The following is an 18,211-nucleotide window of genomic DNA, read 5'->3' as shown; positions in this document are numbered from 1 at the left end:
ATTATATTTGACATGGATATTGTTTGTTTTGCGACTTCAAGATACTGAATTTCAGTGTCTTGAGCAATATCTAATTAATATTTTTTACTTCAAATAATTACACCCAACGGGTTTGATGAGTAATTTTTAACAAAATAATTAACAATAGTATGCCAATATCAGCTAATAATACCAAAAGAAAATCATGGATAGAAGTCCCAGTTGATAGCGATTTTCCAATTCAAAATATACCATTTGGTGTTTTTATTACCAAAGATGACGTTATAACTATAGGAACTAGAATTGGTGATTGCGCTATTGATATGGGTGCTTTACAACAATTAAATTATTTTGAAGGCATTGAATTGACGGATGATATGTTTATGCAGGACACCCTAAATGATTTTATTTCGGATGGAAAAAAGACATGGAGATTAGTTCGAAATCGTTTGGCAGAATTATTTGACGAAACCAATCCAAAACTAAGAGATAACAAAGAACATAGAGAAATAGTAATCTTTAATGTAAAATATATTGAAATGCAATTGCCTGTTTTAATTGGCGATTATACTGATTTCTTTTCCAATAAAGAGCACGCTGTCAATGTTGGAAAAATTTATCGTGATCCAGAACATTTGTTATCACCTAATTGGCTTCATATTCCGGTAGCTTATCACGGTCGAAGTTCTTCGATTATTCCCTCAGGAATTCCGGTACACAGACCCATGGGGCAAACTTTGCCAAACGGCGAAAAAACACCAGTTTTTGGACCTTCCAGATTAGTGGATTTTGAATTAGAAACAGCTTTTATCACGACTGATGTCAATGTTATGGGCGAAAATATCCCAATAAATGAAGCTGAAGATTATATTTTTGGGATGGTTATATTAAATGATTGGAGTGCTCGTGATATTCAAAAATGGGAATACGAACCACTAGGTCCTTTTTTATCAAAGAACTTTGCCACATCAATTTCTCCTTGGATTATCACCATGGATGCATTAGAACCATTCAGAGCTAAAGGCCCAAAACAAGATCCTGCGCCACTTCCTTATTTACAACAAAAAGGTAAACATAATTTTGATATTAATTTAGAAGTGGCTATTCAACCGGAAAATTCCGAAGCTACAATTGTGACCATATCTAATGTTAAACATATGTATTGGTCTATGAGCCAGCAATTAACACATCACACTTCAAATGGATGCAGAGTAAATTCTGGCGATATGATGGGTTCAGGTACGGTTTCAGGAACAACACAAGATAGTTTTGGTTCTATGCTGGAATTGACTTTGGGAGGAAAAACTCCAATTAAACTTAGCGATGGCTCGGAACGAAAATTTATAAATGACGGCGATACCGTAATTATGAAAGGATTTTGTAAAAACAATGGCGTCAGAATAGGTTTTGGTGAAGTTTCGACTAAATTGCTTCCGCCCTTTGTAAGGAAATAAAATATCATAATTAAAGACAATCCGACCTAATAGTCGGATTTTTTATTTAGAAAAAAAATTGAAAAAAGTTAAAAATTGAAAATTAATCTGTCCAACAGTCCATAATTAAATCTTAAATTTGCAAAAAATTAGCATGAAAAAACTCTCCTTTATCCTGTCTTTCCTATTGCTCACTTCTTGCGGAGTAAAACATACTCGCTCCTTGCTAACTTCTGGGAATTATGATGATGCTATTGACATTGCTACTAATAACTTGCGTTCTAATAAAGACAAAAAAGGAAATCAAGATTATGTGTACATTATAGAAGAGGCTTTCGCCAAAGCTAAAGATCGCGATTTGAACTCTATTAATTTATTGGAGAATGATTCCAATCCTACAAAATTCGAAAAAATATACAATACTTACATTCAATTAGACAATCGCCAAGAAAAAATAAAACCATTACTTCCTTTGAAACTATTAAAAGAAGGTCGAAATGCGAAATTCCCGTTAGACAATTATAATTCAAAAATAATTTATAGTAAAAACAATCTTTCAAACTACTTATACAACAATTCAAAAAACCTATTGACTGGTCCAAACAAAATGAATTATCGTAAAGCCTACGATGATTTGAATTATTTGAACCAAATAAATCCCAATTATAAAGATGTAAATAATTTAATCGAAGAAGCGCATTTTAAAGGAACTGATTTTGTTCTCGTTACCACAAAAAACCAAACTAACTTAATAATTCCGAGTAGATTACAAAATGATTTATTAGATTTCAACACCTTCGGATTAAATGATATCTGGACAGTGTATCACAATAGCAAACAAAATAAAATAAATTATGATTACGGAATGAACATTAGTTTACGAGAAATATACATTTCACCAGAACAAATAAAAGAGAAAGAATTTGTAAAAGAAAAACAAATAAAAGACGGTCAAAAGAAGCTTTTGGATGCAAACAATAAAGAAGTTTTGGATAAAGATGGAAAAGTTGTTATGGTAGATATTCTAAAAAATGTAACTGTTCGAATTAATGAATTTAAACAATTCAAATCTTGCCAAATCACCGCAATTGTAGATTATGTGAATCTTGAAAACAATCAATTGATGCAATCATTCCCATTAACTAGCGAGTTTGTTTTCGAAAATATTTATTCTAGTTACAAAGGTGATAAGCGTGCGTCCGATGATAATTATTTCCCTTATTTTGATAAAAGAGCAATACTTTTCCCGTCAAATGAGCAAATGGTTTATGATACAGGCCTAAATTTAAAATCAAAAATAAAGGACATCATAAAAAGGAATCAATTTAGAAAATAACAAACACTTTACAAAAAAGTATGCCTGGTTAAAACATAGGGGTTGATTTTTTAATTAAAGTCAACCCCTTTTTCAAATATAGTTGATAACTTGTTGACGATATACCCCCAGATATGGATTAGCATCAATGATTTGAATTTTAATATACGACAAACCGAAAAACTTTAAAAAAGCCATTTTCTGTTTAGACTCATTGATTAAGTTTTAATTTGAATACAATAGCATTGTTGCTTCTTTTAATCCTCTACCAGATACTTTCAATGCTATTTTTCCGGTTTCTTGAGTAGATTGTACTAAGACAACCAGTTTCCCACTAAATAACTTCATAGTAGGCAAATGAAATAGTTCTAATGACGTGGCATCGCCATTACAAGCAGCACGATACCTGCCGTTTCCTGAAACACTAAATTGCAATTGATTTGTAGCAGTTGGACACGGATTTCCTTTTTTGTCTACTACAGAAACCGTGACAAATGCTAAATCTTCACCATTGGCTTCAAGAGAACTTCTATCTGCTTCGAGTTTAATTTGACAAGGCTTTTCGGCTGTGCGAATGGATTCTTCTGCAACTGCTTTTCCGTCTTTATCAAAAGCCACAACTTTAATTGTTCCAGGCTTGTATTTGACATCCATCCACATCAAACGGTATCTGTTTTGAGGCGTTGAATTGTTTTTCCTTTGAATTCCCATGCTCTTTCCATTAACAAAAAGTTCCGCACTATCGTAATTGGTGTACACAAAAACAGGCGTTGTTTCTCCTTCTCTTCCTTCCCAATTCCAATGTGGTAAAATGTGTAAAGTCTTGTCATTGTTATTCCAACGGCTTCGATACAAATAAAATCGATCCTTTGGTAGACCCGCCAAATCGTTAATTCCAAAATAGGAACTCCGTGAAGGCCACATTTCGTCATAAGGTGTTGGTTCACCCAAATAATCAAAACCAGTCCAAACAAATTCGCCAATAACCCACGGTTTATCATCTTGCAATACAAAATCATCATCAGGCACATTTGACCAATTGCAATATTCTAAATCATAAGATGAGGATTGAAAATCAGGATATTGTTTAGAATGTACTTTTACCACAGGAAACTTATAAATCCCTCGAGAGCTAACAGTTGATGCAGTTTCCGAACCTAAAATAAAACCTTGCGGGAATTTTTTAAAAGCTTCTTCATATAAAGGCAAGCGATAATTGAGTCCTGGAATGTCCATTAATGCTCCAAAACCAGACTCCATAGTCGCTTTAACCTGATCCATTCCCACGGTTACAAGTCGCGATGGATCTTCACGATGAAAAATATCTTGCAACCATTTTGCTCGTTTTACTCCTTCGGAACCCCATTGATCCGGAACTTCGTTTCCAGAACTCCACATCACAATACATGGATGGTTGCGAGTGGCATGAACCAAATTTACGATGTCCTTTTCGGCATCGGTTTCAAAAAAACGATTGTAACCATTTTTTACTTTTGGCTTGGCCCATTCGTCAAAACTTTCAGCTAGGAACATAAATCCCATTTCGTCACACAATTCGAGTTGTTCTAATGATGGCATATTGTGCGAACTTCTAATGGCATCACATCCCATATCTTTTAAAATAGTTAATTGTCTACGCAATGCGGCTTTGTTGATTGCAGTACCAATTGGCCCTAAATCATGATGCAAACAAACCCCTTTAAGTTTCCGAACTTTTCCATTCAAGCTAAACCCTTTGTTGGCTTCATATTTTATAGTTCGAATGCCAAATCGTGTGGTTATTTCGTCCTTTAGTATATCATCAACATATATTTGAGAAACGGCGGTGTAGAGATACGGTGATTCAGGGCTCCATAAGTGCGGATTATTCACGGCAATATTTTGTTCAAACTCATTACCAAAAATAGCATCTGTTTTGTCAACTGCAACTTCGTTTCCAGTCGCATCATTAATTTTGGTGATGATGCAAAGATTTTCTCCAGTAACTTTTGTTTTAATATTTACTTTCGCCAAATTATCCGAGACGATAGGGGTTGTAATAAAAGTACCCCATTGATCGATGCTCTCTTTATTTTTGACAATTAACTTTACTTTTCTATACAAACCTGCTCCAGGATACCAACGTGATGACGACCCTAAATTGGATAAATGTACAGCTAAGCTGTTATTACCATTGGAATTGATGAAATTAGTAATATCAAAGTAAAAATAATTATAGCCATAGTTCCATTCTCCTACTTTTTGACCATTTACAAATACTTTTGGTTCACTCATTGCACCTTCAAAAAGGAGAATTACTTTCTTATTCTTATCAAAATTGGGCACTGAAAATTGATTCCTATACCATGCTTCTCCAATATAGGGCAAAGCTCCTGTTCTTCCTGTTTTCTCGGTGGCAACTTTTTCTCCATTTTGAACAATGGCCGTTGATTGCTTGTCAATTTCCTTGTCGAAAGGACCATAAATTGCCCAATCATGAGGCACCGTAACAGATTCCCATTTCGAATCCTTAAAATTATTTTCAAAAGCTTTTTCGTTAATCCCTTTAGAAAATTTCCAACCTTTAGTTAGTTCAATTGTGACTCTTTCTTGGGCATTAACTGCTGTAGCAACTAATAAAAGAAAAGATATTAATAGGTCTCTTTTTTTTAAAATTATCATGGTTTAATAATATGTGAGTTTTAATTATTTAGGTTTATATAGTTAGCAATGATTGGTTATTTTTAATTATCTAAGATAATATTTTCTTTTCGTTTTGTCAGCATTACTTTTAAACCATTTATTTAAAAGTTCTTCAATACTAAAATGTTTTTAAAAGTAATTTTTACAATAAAACCAACATTTAATTTTAATTTTGTTACAAAATAAAAAACATCTATTTTTTCAATAAAATAAGTGTAAATTTGCGTCGATGAATAAACTAAGTTTACATATAACTTCATTATCACGGATAAACACACCTACGACTTCACCCGAAGTACGGATGCTATAACTATAGCTTCCAAAAGTGTTTCTTTCTTTTTTATTCATTTTTCATTTTTCTTATTTTGAAATTACATCATTTATCCTTTGGATTATATCCTGAAAATAGCACTATTTTTTGCATATCGCCTTATGCTGTAATTTTTAAAAAAATGAACAATTGCAATATTTTAACAGCCCTAAATAAAATCTTTTTTAATTTAAAATTCAACTCTTGAAATGAATATTTCTATCGTAGTAACTCAGGAAGAACATTATAAATATTCGCAGGAAATATGCGAGACCATTGAATCATCCGCCTTATTAAGAGGGACTGGAATTGCCAAAAGGACACCAGCTTACATCCAAAAAAAGATGGAGAACAATGATGCAGTTATTGCATTAATTGATGATAAATTTGCTGGTTTTTGTTATATCGAAAGTTGGCAACACGGTAAGTTTGTGGCACATTCTGGATTGATTGTTCATCCCGATTACAGAAATTTAGGCTTGGCAAAAAAAATAAAATCATTTGTTTTTGATTATTCCTTAAAAAAATATCCAGATGCTAAGGTATTTGGAATTACAACTGGTTTAGCAGTAATGAAAATCAATTCGGATTTAGGATACAAACCGGTTCCGTTCTCAGAATTGACAACGGATCCAAGCTTTTGGGCTGGGTGCAAAACCTGCACTAATTTTGAAATTCTAAAAAGCAAAGACAACAAAATGTGCTTATGCACCGGAATGCTTTATGATCCAAAAGAAAAACCTAAAGACCCGCCAAAACATCCGTTTAATGTACGGATTTGGAACAGATTAAAAGAAATAAAACAGACATTGTTCTTGAAAAAATAAATCCTCTCCAAAGCCCTCTCCAAAGGAGAGGGAGTCAAGGAGAAAACAAAAAATTACAACAACAAACAAAATTCACCTTTGCCAGTAAAGACTCCACGCCAAAGCGTGGTTGGGGTGAGAAAAAAAAAAAAAACACAATGAAAAAAGTAGTATTAGCATACAGCGGAGGATTAGACACCTCGTATTGTCTAAAATATTTGAAAAACGAAAAAGGATACGAAGTTCATACCGTATTAATAAATACTGGTGGATTTGACGAAGCCGAATTGACAGCAATCGAAGAAAGAGCTTACGAGCTTGGAAGCGCGCAACACGCTAACCTAACTATTGTAGATAAATATTACGACAAAGCAATCAAATATTTGATTTATGGTAATGTATTAAAAAATAATACTTACCCATTATCGGTAAGTGCTGAGCGAGTTTTTCAAGCCATTGAAGCTATAAAATACGCCAAAAAAGTAGGTGCAACTGCAATCGCTCACGGAAGTACCGGTGCAGGAAATGACCAAATTCGTTTTGATTTAATTTTCCAAACCATCGCTCCAGAAATAGAAATCATTACTCCTATTCGTGACCTGAAATTATCTCGTCAAGAAGAAGTGGATTATTTAGCCAAAAATGGGGTGCATTATTCTTGGGAAAAAGCACAATATTCTATCAACAAAGGATTATGGGGAACAAGTGTTGGTGGAAAAGAAACACTAACTTCAAATCTTCCATTGCCCAGCGAAGCTTATCCTTCTCAATTGATAAAAGAAGGTGAAGAAAAAGTGACTTTAGAATTCAAAAAAGGACAATTAGTAGCCGTAAATGGTAAAAAAGATAAACCATCTGATAATATTGTTACTCTTGAAAAACTGGCCAGTGCCTACGCTATTGGCAGAGATATACATGTTGGAGATACTATTATTGGAATTAAAGGAAGAGTTGGTTTTGAAGCTGCTGCTCCAATTATTATCATCAAAGCCCACCATTTATTAGAGAAACACACGCTTGGAAAGTGGCAACAATACTGGAAAGAACAACTAGGAAACTGGTACGGAATGTTGTTTCATGAAGGCCAATTTTTGGATCCCGTGATGAGAAACATCGAAACTTTCCTAGAATCAACTCAAGAAACGGTAAACGGAACGGTAACTGTTTCCTTGAAACCATATCATTTTTCTTTAGACGGAATCGAATCGGAAAATGATTTAATGAATACCGGTTTTGGACAATACGGAGAAATGAACAATGCTTGGACATCGGATGATGCCAAAGGGTTTATCAAAATTTTGGGTAATGCCCAGAACATATTTTCATCGGTAAATGATTTGAGTTATGATTAATATTGGAATAATTGGCGGTTCAGGTTACACGGCTGGCGAACTCATCAGAATATTGATGTTTCACCCAAATGCAAAATTGGATTTTGTGTACAGCACGACCAATGCGGGAAAACCCCTTTCGTATGCACATCACGATTTGCTCGGCGATATCGAAATGAATTTTACCGACACCGTGAATCCGAATGTAGATGTAGTTTTCTTGTGTTTAGGGCACGGAAAATCAATTTCATTTTTAGAAAATAATCATTTTTCCGATATTACAAAAATCATCGATTTAGGAAATGATTTCAGATTGAACAAAGACAAAGACTTCAACGGAAAATCATTCGTTTACGGTTTGCCGGAATTGAATAAATCAGAAATTAAAAACGCTCAATTCATCGCCAATCCGGGATGTTTTGCGACTGCAATCCAACTCGCATTATTGCCACTGGCGAAGCATAATTTACTAACAGCCGATGTGCATATCAATGCCACAACAGGAAGTACGGGAGCTGGAGTTACCCCTTCGGAAACGACACATTTCAGTTGGAGATCGAATAATATGTCACACTACAAAGCGTTCAATCACCAGCATTTGGGCGAAATAAACCAAAGCGTTAACCAATTGCAAACCGCTTATACAAATGAATTGATTTTTGTACCAAATAGAGGTGATTTTGCCAGAGGAATTTTTGCCACTCTTTACACAACAATCGACGAAAGTTTGGAAGATGTACTTGCCAAATATCAGGATTTTTATAAAGATCAACCATTCGTAACTGTTACTACGACTGATATCAATATGAAACAAGTGGTGCAAACGAACAAATGTATCATCAGTTTAATGAAAAAAGGAAACCGATTATTGATAACTTCTGTCATTGATAATTTAACAAAAGGGGCTTCGGGACAAGCCATTCAGAATATGAATTTGATGTTTGGTTTGGACGAAAGCATGGGATTGCATTTGAAACCAAGTGGATTTTAGTATAGAGTTAAGTGTTAAAAGTTAGACGTAAATTAACGACCGACTCTTAACCCCTGACACATAACATTTAACATTTAAAAAATGAACTTATTTGACGTTTACCCATTATACAATATCACGCCTGTAAAAGCGCTTGATTACACGATTACAGACAAAAACGGAGTGGAATACCTTGATTTATATGGTGGTCACGGCGTAATTTCTATCGGACATACCCAACCGGATTATGTTGCCAAATTGAAAAATCAATTGGATAATCTTGGATTTTATTCCAATGCGATTCAAAACCCATTGCAAGTGGAATTGGCCGAGAAACTGGGCAAACTTTCAGGTTACGAAGAATACACCCTGTTTTTGTGCAGTTCTGGGGCTGAAGCCAATGAGAATGCTTTGAAATTAGCCTCTTTTCATACGGGGAAATCACGTGTAATTGCCTTTAATAATTCCTTTCACGGTCGAACTTCGGCAGCAGTGGCCACAACCGACAACAAAAAAATTGTGGCACCAATCAATGCACAACAAGTTGTTACTTTCTTGCCTTTGAATAACATCGATTTAGTCGAAGCCGAATTAAAAAAGGGAGATGTTTGTGCCATAATTATCGAAGGAATTCAAGGCGTTGGCGGGTTGGACGAAGGCACGACCGAGTTTTTTCAGGCTTTAGAAAAAATATGCGAGGCCAATAATGTGGTTTTGATCTTGGACGAAGTACAATCTGGTTATGGAAGAAGCGGGAAGTTTTTTGCGCATCAACATCACAATATAAAAGCGGATATTATCTCGCTTGCCAAAGGAATGGGCAACGGTTTCCCGATTGGTGGAATCTTGATTTCTCCAAAATTCACGGCGAGTTACGGTTTGCTTGGAACCACTTTTGGCGGAAGCCATCTCGCTTGTGCCGCAGGAATTGCCGTTCTAGAAGTGATGGGCAACCAGAAATTAATGGATAACGTAAATGACATTTACGCCTATTTCTTAGAAGCTATCAAAGCGGTTCCTGAAGTTATTAAAGTAAAAGGAAAAGGATTAATGTTGGGTGCTGAATTTGCTTTTGATGTTTTTGAATTACGCAAAAAACTGATTATCGAAAAACATATTTTTACTGGAAATGCCAATAATAAAAATTTATTGAGAATCTTGCCTCCTTTGACGATCAAAAAAGAAGCAATTGATCAATTTATTATCGCTTTGAAAGAAACTTTAGCCGAATTAAAATCATAAAAATGAACACATTATTATCCATAGAAAAACGAAATGCCGTTTTAAGTCGAATGGCGGAGCTTTTGGAACAAGAAAGAGCCAACATTAAAACGGTGAATCAACAGGATTTAAACAATTATTCTGGGGAAGATTTAGCTATGGAAAAACGTTTGCTCGTTGATGATTTCAAAATTGACGGAATGATTTTATCGATGCAACAATTGGCTAGCCAAGAAGATCCGGTTGGTGTGGAACGATTCCATTTCACCCACGAAAACGGTCTGAAAATCATCAACAAAACGGCAGCTTTTGGAACGATAATGATTATTTACGAATCCAGACCTGATGTAACTGTTGAAGCGGGCGGAATCGCTTTCAAATCGGGAAATAAGATTTTGCTGAAAGGTGGAAAAGAATCCTTATTGTCGAATTTGAAAATTGTAGAATTGTGGCATCAAGCCTTGGAAGAAAATGCTGTTTCTAAAGATTGGGTGGAATATTTGAATTATAATCGGGAGGAAACCCAAGCGTTTTTGGAGAAACCAACACAAAAAGTGGACTTAATAGTTCCTCGTGGTGGCGAACAATTAATAGCTTTTACAAAGAAACACGCGACTTGCCCAGTGATTGTCAGCGGTCGAGGAAACAATTTCGTATATGTAAACAAAGAAGCTGATTTACAAAAAGCCTTGGATATTATCATCAACGGAAAAACCACCAATATTGGTGTTTGCAATGCTTTGGATAAAGTTCTAATCGATTCTAATTTAGAAAATTGGCAAGAATTTGCAACTCAATTGGTTGCCGAATTACACAAATATAAGGTTGAAGTTTTGGGAGACGAACTATTTTCGAAAGCAACGAATATTCCTCAAATCGAATCGGATTTGATTTGGCACGAGGAGTTTTTAAATTATAAAATTGTCATCGGAATCGTAAACTCAGACGAAGAAGCGATTGCAAAAATCAACAACTATTGCGGAGGACATTCAGCTTCAATTATTACCGAAAACGACGTAATTGCCCAAGAATTTATGGAACAAGTAGATTGTGCGGCAGTTTATCAAAATGCTTCTACGAGATTTACCGATGGCGGACAATTTGGTTTGGGAGGGGAATTGGCGATAAGCACGGACAAATTGCACCAACGCGGCCCAATAGGATTGCAGCATTTAGTGACCAATAAATGGTATATTTACGGTGAAGGACAAATTAGGTAGCAGATTGCAGTTGGCAGATTTCAGAATAAAGAGGAAAGAATAAATGTTTAAAAAGTAACACAATGCTTTGTGAACTTTGTGTTTTTTTAAACGTTTCAATTATAAAAAAACTTAGTGCACTTTGTGGTTAAATTATGGCAAAAAAAAGAATTTTATTAAAGCTCGGAAGCAACACGCTCACCAAAGAAACCAATCATATTTCGAGAGGAAAGATTGAGGATATTGGGATGCAAATTGCCGCTTTAAAAGACGATTATGAGTTTATCATCGTGAGTTCCGGCGCAATTGCCGCGGCAAAACAGTTTGTAAAACTAGATAATCATGATAAAGATGTATTTGTAAAACAAGCTTTGGCTTCTATTGGTCAGCCTCATTTGATGCGGATTTATAACGAAAATTTTAGCGATTTAGGCTTGCACACCTCTCAATGTTTGCTTTCGTATTCTGATTTCGAAAAAAAACAAACCAAAGCCAATATCGTAAACACGATAAATGTTTTGGTAAAAAACAGTTATATTCCAATTATAAATGAAAATGATACTGTTGCCACAGACGAAATTCAGTTTGGTGATAACGATAAATTAGCGGCTTTAACAGCCGTTTTATTGAATGTTGACATTCTGATTATTGCCACGAATACCAACGGAATTTACACTAAGGCTTCCATCAAAGATGAATTTCCCGAAACTATCGAATTAGTAACGGATTTAGAGCTTCTACAAAAAGAAATTGGAGATTCGAAATCGTCTCATGGAACAGGCGGAATGCAATCTAAAATTGATTCGGCGGCTATCGCCAAAGCAGCGAATATCGAAACTTGGATCATCAACGGCTTGGAAGATAACTTTATTTTGAAAGCCTTAAAAAACGAAATACCTTTTACAAAAATAATTTAATTCGAATAATGGATTTTTAGATTGTTAGATTTTTGGACAATTCACAATTTATAATTCATAATTCCTAATTCCTAATTACAATGAACTTTACCTCCGTACAAAACATAGATTCACTGCAAGAATGGGTGAAACAAGCGCTTAAAATCAAAAAAAATCCGCTTAAAAATAAAAAACTGGGAAAGAACAAAACCTTGGGAATGTTGTTTTTTAATCCAAGTTTAAGAACCCGTTTGAGTACACAAAAAGCAGCTTTGAATCTAGGAATGAACGTGATGGTCATGAATTTTACCAACGAAGGTTGGACACTAGAATTCGAAGACGGTGCGATTATGAATTCTGGTGCTTCGGAACATATTAAGGAGGCAGCGGCAGTTATTTCACAATATTGTGATATCATTGCCATTAGAGCTTTCGCCGGTCTAAAAGACAAAGAAAAAGACAATGCCGAAACTGTTTTGGCTGGTTTTATAAAATACGCTAGCGTTCCGATTGTGAATATGGAAGGTTGCACCGGTCATCCATTGCAATCACTTGCTGACGCGATTACTATGGAAGAACACAAAACGGAACACAAACCGAAAGTAGTTTTGACTTGGGCACCACATCCAAGGGCGTTGCCACAAGCTGTTCCTAATTCTTTCGTGGAAATGATGCAGAAACAGGAAAATATGGATTTTGTGATTACGCATCCTGAAGGTTACGAGCTAAATCCTGAAATCACGAAAGATTCCAAGATTGAATACGATCAAGATAAGGCGTTTGAAAATGCCGATTTTATCTATGCCAAAAACTGGAGTAATTACACGGATTACGGAAAAATCACGAATTCAGATCCAAATTGGACAGTTTCTGCCGATAAAATGAAATTGACGAACAATGCCAAATTCATGCACTGTTTGCCGGTTCGTAGAAATATGATTGTGACTGACGAAGTGATTGACAGCGAAAATTCAATTGTTATCGAACAAGCCAATAATAGAACGTATTCGGCGCAATTAGTATTGCAAAAAATATTGAAAGATGCAAAATAAGAAACCATTATCCATCATAAAAATTGGCGGCAACATTATCGATAATCCAACGGAATTAGCACAGTTTCTTTCTGATTTTTCGAACATTGAAGGTTATAAAATCCTTGTACACGGTGGTGGAAAATCAGCTACAAAAATGGCTCAAAGTATTGGTTTAACTCCCCAAATGATTGACGGACGACGAATTACAGACCAACCGATGCTTGATATTGTCGTGATGATTTATGCGGGTGAAATCAATAAAAATATTGTTGCCCAACTACAAGCGAATAATACCAATGCAATGGGATTTTCGGGTGCTGATGGAAATCTGATTCAATCGACAAAAAGAAACCATCCAACCATTGATTATGGCTTTGTGGGCGACGTTCAAAAAGTGAATACCCCATTATTGGAAACTTTAATTTCGAATGGAATTGTTCCTGTTTTTTGCGCCATAACGCACGATAAAAAGGGACAATTATTAAACACCAATGCTGATACAATTGCCAGTGAATTGGCGATTGCAGCATCAGAAGTTTTTGAAGTTACCTTAAATTATTGTTTCGAAAAACAAGGCGTTTTATACGATGCCGAAGATGATTCGTCAGTAATCGAAAACATAAACCAAGAATTATATTCCAAATTAAAAGCCGAAAAAGCGATTCATTCCGGAATGATCCCTAAATTGGACAACTGTTTCAATAGTTTGTCTAAAGGGGTGAAAAAAATAAAAATTGGACACCATAGAATGTTGAAAGACAAAACAGCATTACATACCACAATTACTTTATGAAAAACATAAAAACCCTTACCCAAGAAGCCATTGCGCTATTAAAATCGCTAATTGAAACGCCTTCGTTTTCAAGCGAGGAAGATCAAACGGCACTTTTAATCGAAAATTGGTTTACTCAAAATGGCATTCCTTTCGAGAGGGAAAATAATAATATTTGGGCTTTCAACAAAAATTTTGACAAAGCCAAACCAACACTTTTACTCAATTCGCACCACGATACCGTAAAACCAAACCAAGGTTACACGAACAATCCGTTTGAAGCGATTGTGGAAGACGGCAAATTATTTGGGCTCGGAAGCAATGATGCCGGTGGTTGTTTGGTTTCGCTTATCGCCACTTTCGCTTATTTTTATGACAATGAAAAATTACCTTATAATATTGTAATGGTGGCTTCAGCCGAGGAAGAAAGCAGTGGAAAACAAGGTTTAAATAGCGTGCTAAAACATTTGCCAGAATTAGATTGTGCCATTATTGGCGAGCCCACGTTGATGCAATTGGCCGTAGCCGAAAAAGGGCTATTGGTGTTGGACGTAGTTGTAAAAGGCACTGCCAGCCATGCCGCACACAAAAATCCAAACAACCCAATTTACAATGCAATTCCCGTAATTGAATGGTTTAAAACCTTCGAATTCGAAAAAACCTCCGATGTTTTAGGTCCCGTAAAAATGACCGTAACCCAAATTTCAGCAGGAAAACAGCACAATGTCGTTCCCGCCGAATGCCATTTGGTTATAGATATTCGGGTGAACGATTGTTACAGTAATCAAGAAATTTTAGATACTGTAAAAGCAAATGTAACTGCCGAAGTTACGCCAAGATCGATGCACTTAAATGCGTCTTCAATTCCAGTTGCGCACGGATTAGTCCAAGCCGGAATCGCTTTAGGAAGAACAACCTACGGATCACCTACCCTTTCGGATCAATCAGTTTTGAGTTGCAAATCTTTAAAAATGGGACCTGGAGAAAGCTTGCGTTCGCACTCGGCAAACGAATTTATTTTCATCAACGAAATAGAAGAAGGAATCGATTTATATATCAAAATATTGACAGATTTTTTTAAACAATAATTAAAGTCTCCAGCCTTTTGAAGGCTGGAAACTTTAGATAAAATATACAACCTATGAAACTTTGGGAAAAAGGAATACCAACAGATAAACAAATTGAACATTTCACCGTCGGAAACGACCGTGAATTAGACTTAATTTTGGCTAAATACGATGCTTTAGGCTCTATTGCTCACGCTAAAATGTTGGGACAAATAGGACTTTTAACAGAAGAAGAAACTGATTCTTTGGTTCTCGCTTTAGAAGACATAATTATAGATGTCGAAAAAGGCGAATTCGAAATCGAAGATAGTTTTGAAGATGTGCATTCCAAAATTGAATATCTATTGACCGTAAAATTAGGTGATGCCGGAAAGAAAATCCACACCGCTCGTTCTCGTAACGACCAAGTTTTAGTCGATGTTAATTTGTACCTAAAAGATGTTGTAACCGAATTCAAATCTCAAGTTAAAACGCTTTTTGACTTGCTAATGGAATCTGCCGAAAAACACCAAAACGTTCTGTTGCCGGGTTACACGCATTTGCAAATTGCGATGCCGTCTTCTTTTGGAATGTGGTTTTCCGCTTATGCCGAAACCTTGATTGACGATATTACAATGCTAAATGCCGCCTTGAAAATTGTGGATCAAAATCCTTTAGGTTCCGCCGCCGGTTACGGAAGTTCTTTTCCTATAGACAGAACGTTTACCACAATAGAATTAGGTTTTGAAACCTTAAAATACAATTCGGTTGCGGCACAAATGAGCCGTGGAAAATCAGAAAAAACAGTCGCGTTCACCATGAGTAGCGTTGCTGCCACTTTGTCAAAATTTTCTATGGATGTCTGTTTGTATATGAGCCAGAATTTTGATTTTATCAGTTTACCTGCTCATCTCACAACAGGTTCCAGCATTATGCCTCACAAGAAAAACCCGGATGTTTTTGAATTAATCCGTGGAAAATGCAACAAGATTCAGGCCTTGCCTTATGAAATCACGCTAATCACCAACAACTTGCCAAGCGGTTACCACAGAGATTTACAATTATTGAAAGAAGGATTGTTTCCTGCTATTCAAAACCTTAAAGCCTGTTTGGATATTGCGATTTTCTCCATCAAGGACATCAAGGTAAAAGAACACATCTTGGACGATCCAAAATACAATTATCTGTTTACCGTTGACACCTTAAACGAAATGGTGGTTGCGGGAATGCCGTTTAGGGATGCCTATAAAGCCGTAGCGGAACAACTGGAAAACGGAACCTACAAATCGCCAAAAGAAACCAAACACACGCATGAAGGAAGCATCAACAATCTTTGCTTGGAGGAGATTAAAGAAAAAATGAATTCTGCTTATTCTTTATAATTTAATTCCACTAAAATTTAAAAGCTAAAAAGCCGTCCAGAAAACATTTTTTAGACGGGCTTTTTTATAGGAGTAAAATCAATCATACATTACATTACATTTTTGAACTGACTATTTCTAAATTGTTCCGGTGTTTGCAACGTTATTTTTTTGAAAATTCGAATAAAATAAGAATCATCATTAAAATTCAAATTGGTAGCAATTGAAGAAATAGACAAATCTGAATGTATAATAAGTCTTTTTGCTTCTAAAATAATTCTATCAGTGAGAATTTCAGAAGGTTTCTTATTGACTGTTTTTTTACATAAATAACTCAGTTGTCTGTCTGTTATATTCATTTTCTTAGAATAACAAGTGATAGGTCTGTGCATCCTAAAGTATTTATCTACTAAGGCTTCAAAACGATTTAACTGTGATAAATCGTAATTATAAATGTGATCTTTTTCTAAATTATCGACATACACTCTTGATAATTCTATGAACATGGCATTTAGATAGATGCGAATCATTTCTGGATACCCCGAAGATCTCTGCTTGTATTCCTTAAAAATAAGTAAATATTTTGATGTTATATCTTTTTGAATTTCTTCACTTAAATCCATAAATGGTAAACTAAAAGTAGAATTAAAAAAGGGGAAACGGGCTAGTTTTTCGGCATTAAAGTCAAGTAAAAAAAAATCTTTTGTAAAAAAAAGGATGTATCCATCAATGTCATTAGATAAATTCCAGTGATGAATTTGACCAGGAGAAATTATAAACATGGCTCCAGGGAAAACATCATACTCTAAAAAGTCTATTACATGAACTCCGCTTCCTTTTGTAATTAATAATATTAAATAAAAATTATGTCCATGTGGTTTTTCAGTAAATGAGTTTTCATTTACATGCTCACAAAATTTTCTTATATAAAAATTACTCTCAAATTTTAAACTTTCATTATAGTCATCAAAATTTGAAATATCATATACAGGCAATTTACTTTTAGAATCAGTACACATAACATAACCGTTTTAAATAATTAAATCCAAAATTAATTGTATTGATAATTAGCAATACACATAAATAAAAATTAAACAAAATACTTAGTTAGTTTTTGAGAATACTGTCAAAACAGCGTAAAAAATTCAAAAACTACCTTAAATACTTATTTTCAAATATAGTGATAATCCTAGTGAAAAAGAATTTTTATTGAATAATAATCTACGTTTTTGACTTATTGAAGAATAATTCTTATCAAAAAATCAAAATGACTGAATAAAGTTTAATAAGTACTATTCTTTGTTGTTTTTGTGCTACGTGCAAAATACTTAGCTAGTCTACATTTGTAAAATAAATCTAAAACATTAAAATTATGCCAAAAGTAGAGACAGCAATGCACAAAGACGGAGACTTTTTTGTGGATTATGAAGACAAAGTATTTGAAGATGTACAAGCAAAACCTGGAGAAAAAGCTTTAGTAACATTTCATACTGTAGCCTTTGAAGGTTCAATAGGACTAGTAAACATTTTAACCGCAACAAGGTTACAAAGAAAAGGTTTCGAGACTTCCATTTTATTATATGGTCCCGGAGTGACTTTAGGAGTCCAAAGAGGATTTCCAACACTAGGAAGCGAAGCATTTCCAGGGCATTTAAATTATGGAGTACGCCTTAGCAAATTTATGGAAGAAGGTGGTAAAGTTTATTCATGTCGTTTTGCTTTACAAGCATTATACGGTCTAGGTGAACCCTCATTACTTCCAGGTATTATACCAATAAATCCATTGGATGTTTTGGATATCCAATTAGTTCATCGCAATGAAAATGCTTTTATAGTTCACACTTGGACTATGTAAA

Annotated in this window: 15 protein-coding genes; 13 read left to right on the top strand and 2 right to left on the bottom strand. The window is 34.9% G+C overall.

The annotated features are described in order from the left end of the window. Positions 1-149: 149 nt before the first annotated feature. Positions 150-1,433 (top strand): fumarylacetoacetase, encoded by a 1,284-nt coding sequence (fahA, locus tag IR213_RS14080; RefSeq protein WP_194312940.1) that lies wholly within the window; start codon positions 150-152, stop codon positions 1,431-1,433. 133 nt (positions 1,434-1,566) lie between these two features. Beyond that, positions 1,567-2,748, top strand: a complete 1,182-nt coding sequence (locus tag IR213_RS14075) for a hypothetical protein (protein WP_194312939.1) — start codon at positions 1,567-1,569, stop codon at positions 2,746-2,748. A 204-nt stretch (positions 2,749-2,952) separates the two neighbouring features. On the opposite strand, the gene IR213_RS14070 is transcribed toward IR213_RS14075, so the two are convergent. Then, positions 2,953-5,388, bottom strand: a complete 2,436-nt coding sequence (locus tag IR213_RS14070; RefSeq protein WP_194312938.1) for a DUF4982 domain-containing protein — start codon at positions 5,386-5,388, stop codon at positions 2,953-2,955. A 540-nt stretch (positions 5,389-5,928) separates the two neighbouring features. Between IR213_RS14070 and IR213_RS14065 the strand changes: the two genes are divergently transcribed. The 10 genes from IR213_RS14065 (at position 5,929) to argH (ending at position 16,376) form a co-directional block, all read left to right on the top strand. Continuing rightward, a complete protein-coding gene (locus IR213_RS14065; RefSeq protein WP_194312937.1) occupies positions 5,929-6,546 on the top strand; it encodes a GNAT family N-acetyltransferase in 618 nt (205 codons plus the stop codon). Between the two features lie 137 nt (positions 6,547-6,683). After that, positions 6,684-7,877, top strand: a complete 1,194-nt coding sequence (locus IR213_RS14060; protein ID WP_194312936.1) for an argininosuccinate synthase — start codon at positions 6,684-6,686, stop codon at positions 7,875-7,877. Further along, complete coding sequence (gene argC, locus IR213_RS14055) at positions 7,870-8,847, top strand: N-acetyl-gamma-glutamyl-phosphate reductase (protein WP_194312935.1); 978 nt, start codon at positions 7,870-7,872, stop codon at positions 8,845-8,847. Before IR213_RS14060 ends, argC begins: the two co-directional genes overlap by 8 nt. A gap of 81 nt (positions 8,848-8,928) precedes the next feature. Next, the gene (locus tag IR213_RS14050; RefSeq protein ID WP_194312934.1) at positions 8,929-10,068 is read left to right on the top strand and encodes an aspartate aminotransferase family protein; all 1,140 of its coding nucleotides are present in this window, start codon (positions 8,929-8,931) and stop codon (positions 10,066-10,068) included. Positions 10,069-10,070: 2 nt separating this feature from the next. Further along, the gene (locus IR213_RS14045) at positions 10,071-11,267 is read left to right on the top strand and encodes a glutamate-5-semialdehyde dehydrogenase (RefSeq protein ID WP_194312933.1); all 1,197 of its coding nucleotides are present in this window, start codon (positions 10,071-10,073) and stop codon (positions 11,265-11,267) included. A gap of 134 nt (positions 11,268-11,401) precedes the next feature. Then, positions 11,402-12,163 carry a glutamate 5-kinase gene (proB, locus tag IR213_RS14040; RefSeq protein WP_194312932.1) on the top strand — a complete coding sequence of 254 codons (762 nt, stop codon included), beginning with the start codon at positions 11,402-11,404 and terminating at the stop codon, positions 12,161-12,163. Positions 12,164-12,243: 80 nt separating this feature from the next. Further along, on the top strand, positions 12,244-13,194 hold the full coding sequence (locus IR213_RS14035) for an N-acetylornithine carbamoyltransferase (protein WP_194312931.1): 951 nt from the start codon (positions 12,244-12,246) through the stop codon (positions 13,192-13,194). Continuing rightward, positions 13,184-13,969, top strand: a complete 786-nt coding sequence (gene argB / locus IR213_RS14030; protein ID WP_194312930.1) for an acetylglutamate kinase — start codon at positions 13,184-13,186, stop codon at positions 13,967-13,969. The genes IR213_RS14035 and argB overlap by 11 nt, the downstream gene beginning before the upstream one ends. Then, positions 13,966-15,036 carry a M20 family metallo-hydrolase gene (locus tag IR213_RS14025; protein WP_194312929.1) on the top strand — a complete coding sequence of 357 codons (1,071 nt, stop codon included), beginning with the start codon at positions 13,966-13,968 and terminating at the stop codon, positions 15,034-15,036. The genes argB and IR213_RS14025 overlap by 4 nt, the downstream gene beginning before the upstream one ends. Positions 15,037-15,089: 53 nt before the next feature. Then, positions 15,090-16,376: an argininosuccinate lyase gene (gene argH / locus IR213_RS14020; protein WP_194312928.1), complete on the top strand. Its 1,287-nt coding sequence runs from the start codon at positions 15,090-15,092 to the stop codon at positions 16,374-16,376. Positions 16,377-16,465: 89 nt separating this feature from the next. On the opposite strand, the gene IR213_RS14015 is transcribed toward argH, so the two are convergent. Further along, entirely contained in the window at positions 16,466-17,374 is a 909-nt protein-coding gene (locus tag IR213_RS14015) for a helix-turn-helix domain-containing protein (RefSeq protein WP_194312927.1), read from the bottom strand. Positions 17,375-17,727: 353 nt separating this feature from the next. On the opposite strand from IR213_RS14015, the gene IR213_RS14010 reads away from it, so the two are divergent. After that, positions 17,728-18,210: an MSMEG_0572/Sll0783 family nitrogen starvation response protein gene (locus tag IR213_RS14010; RefSeq protein ID WP_194312926.1), complete on the top strand. Its 483-nt coding sequence runs from the start codon at positions 17,728-17,730 to the stop codon at positions 18,208-18,210. Position 18,211 lies beyond the last annotated feature (1 nt).

Source organism: Flavobacterium soyangense (assembly GCF_015277675.1).
Classification (GTDB): Bacteria; Bacteroidota; Bacteroidia; order Flavobacteriales; family Flavobacteriaceae; genus Flavobacterium; species Flavobacterium soyangense.
This window is presented reverse-complemented; position numbering and strand designations above follow the sequence as displayed.

Bases quoted from the DNA above. Each gene is read 5' to 3' on its own strand.
- fahA (WP_194312940.1), top strand. From the start codon at position 150: ATGCCAATATCAGCTAATAATACCAAAAGAAAATCATGGATAGAAGTC.
- IR213_RS14075 (WP_194312939.1), top strand. From the start codon at position 1,567: ATGAAAAAACTCTCCTTTATCCTGTCTTTCCTATTGCTCACTTCTTGC.
- IR213_RS14070 (WP_194312938.1), bottom strand. From the start codon at position 5,388: ATGATAATTTTAAAAAAAAGAGACCTATTAATATCTTTTCTTTTATTA.
- IR213_RS14065 (WP_194312937.1), top strand. From the start codon at position 5,929: ATGAATATTTCTATCGTAGTAACTCAGGAAGAACATTATAAATATTCG.
- IR213_RS14060 (WP_194312936.1), top strand. From the start codon at position 6,684: ATGAAAAAAGTAGTATTAGCATACAGCGGAGGATTAGACACCTCGTAT.
- argC (WP_194312935.1), top strand. From the start codon at position 7,870: ATGATTAATATTGGAATAATTGGCGGTTCAGGTTACACGGCTGGCGAA.
- IR213_RS14050 (WP_194312934.1), top strand. From the start codon at position 8,929: ATGAACTTATTTGACGTTTACCCATTATACAATATCACGCCTGTAAAA.
- IR213_RS14045 (WP_194312933.1), top strand. From the start codon at position 10,071: ATGAACACATTATTATCCATAGAAAAACGAAATGCCGTTTTAAGTCGA.
- proB (WP_194312932.1), top strand. From the start codon at position 11,402: ATGGCAAAAAAAAGAATTTTATTAAAGCTCGGAAGCAACACGCTCACC.
- IR213_RS14035 (WP_194312931.1), top strand. From the start codon at position 12,244: ATGAACTTTACCTCCGTACAAAACATAGATTCACTGCAAGAATGGGTG.
- argB (WP_194312930.1), top strand. From the start codon at position 13,184: ATGCAAAATAAGAAACCATTATCCATCATAAAAATTGGCGGCAACATT.
- IR213_RS14025 (WP_194312929.1), top strand. From the start codon at position 13,966: ATGAAAAACATAAAAACCCTTACCCAAGAAGCCATTGCGCTATTAAAA.
- argH (WP_194312928.1), top strand. From the start codon at position 15,090: ATGAAACTTTGGGAAAAAGGAATACCAACAGATAAACAAATTGAACAT.
- IR213_RS14015 (WP_194312927.1), bottom strand. From the start codon at position 17,374: ATGTGTACTGATTCTAAAAGTAAATTGCCTGTATATGATATTTCAAAT.
- IR213_RS14010 (WP_194312926.1), top strand. From the start codon at position 17,728: ATGCCAAAAGTAGAGACAGCAATGCACAAAGACGGAGACTTTTTTGTG.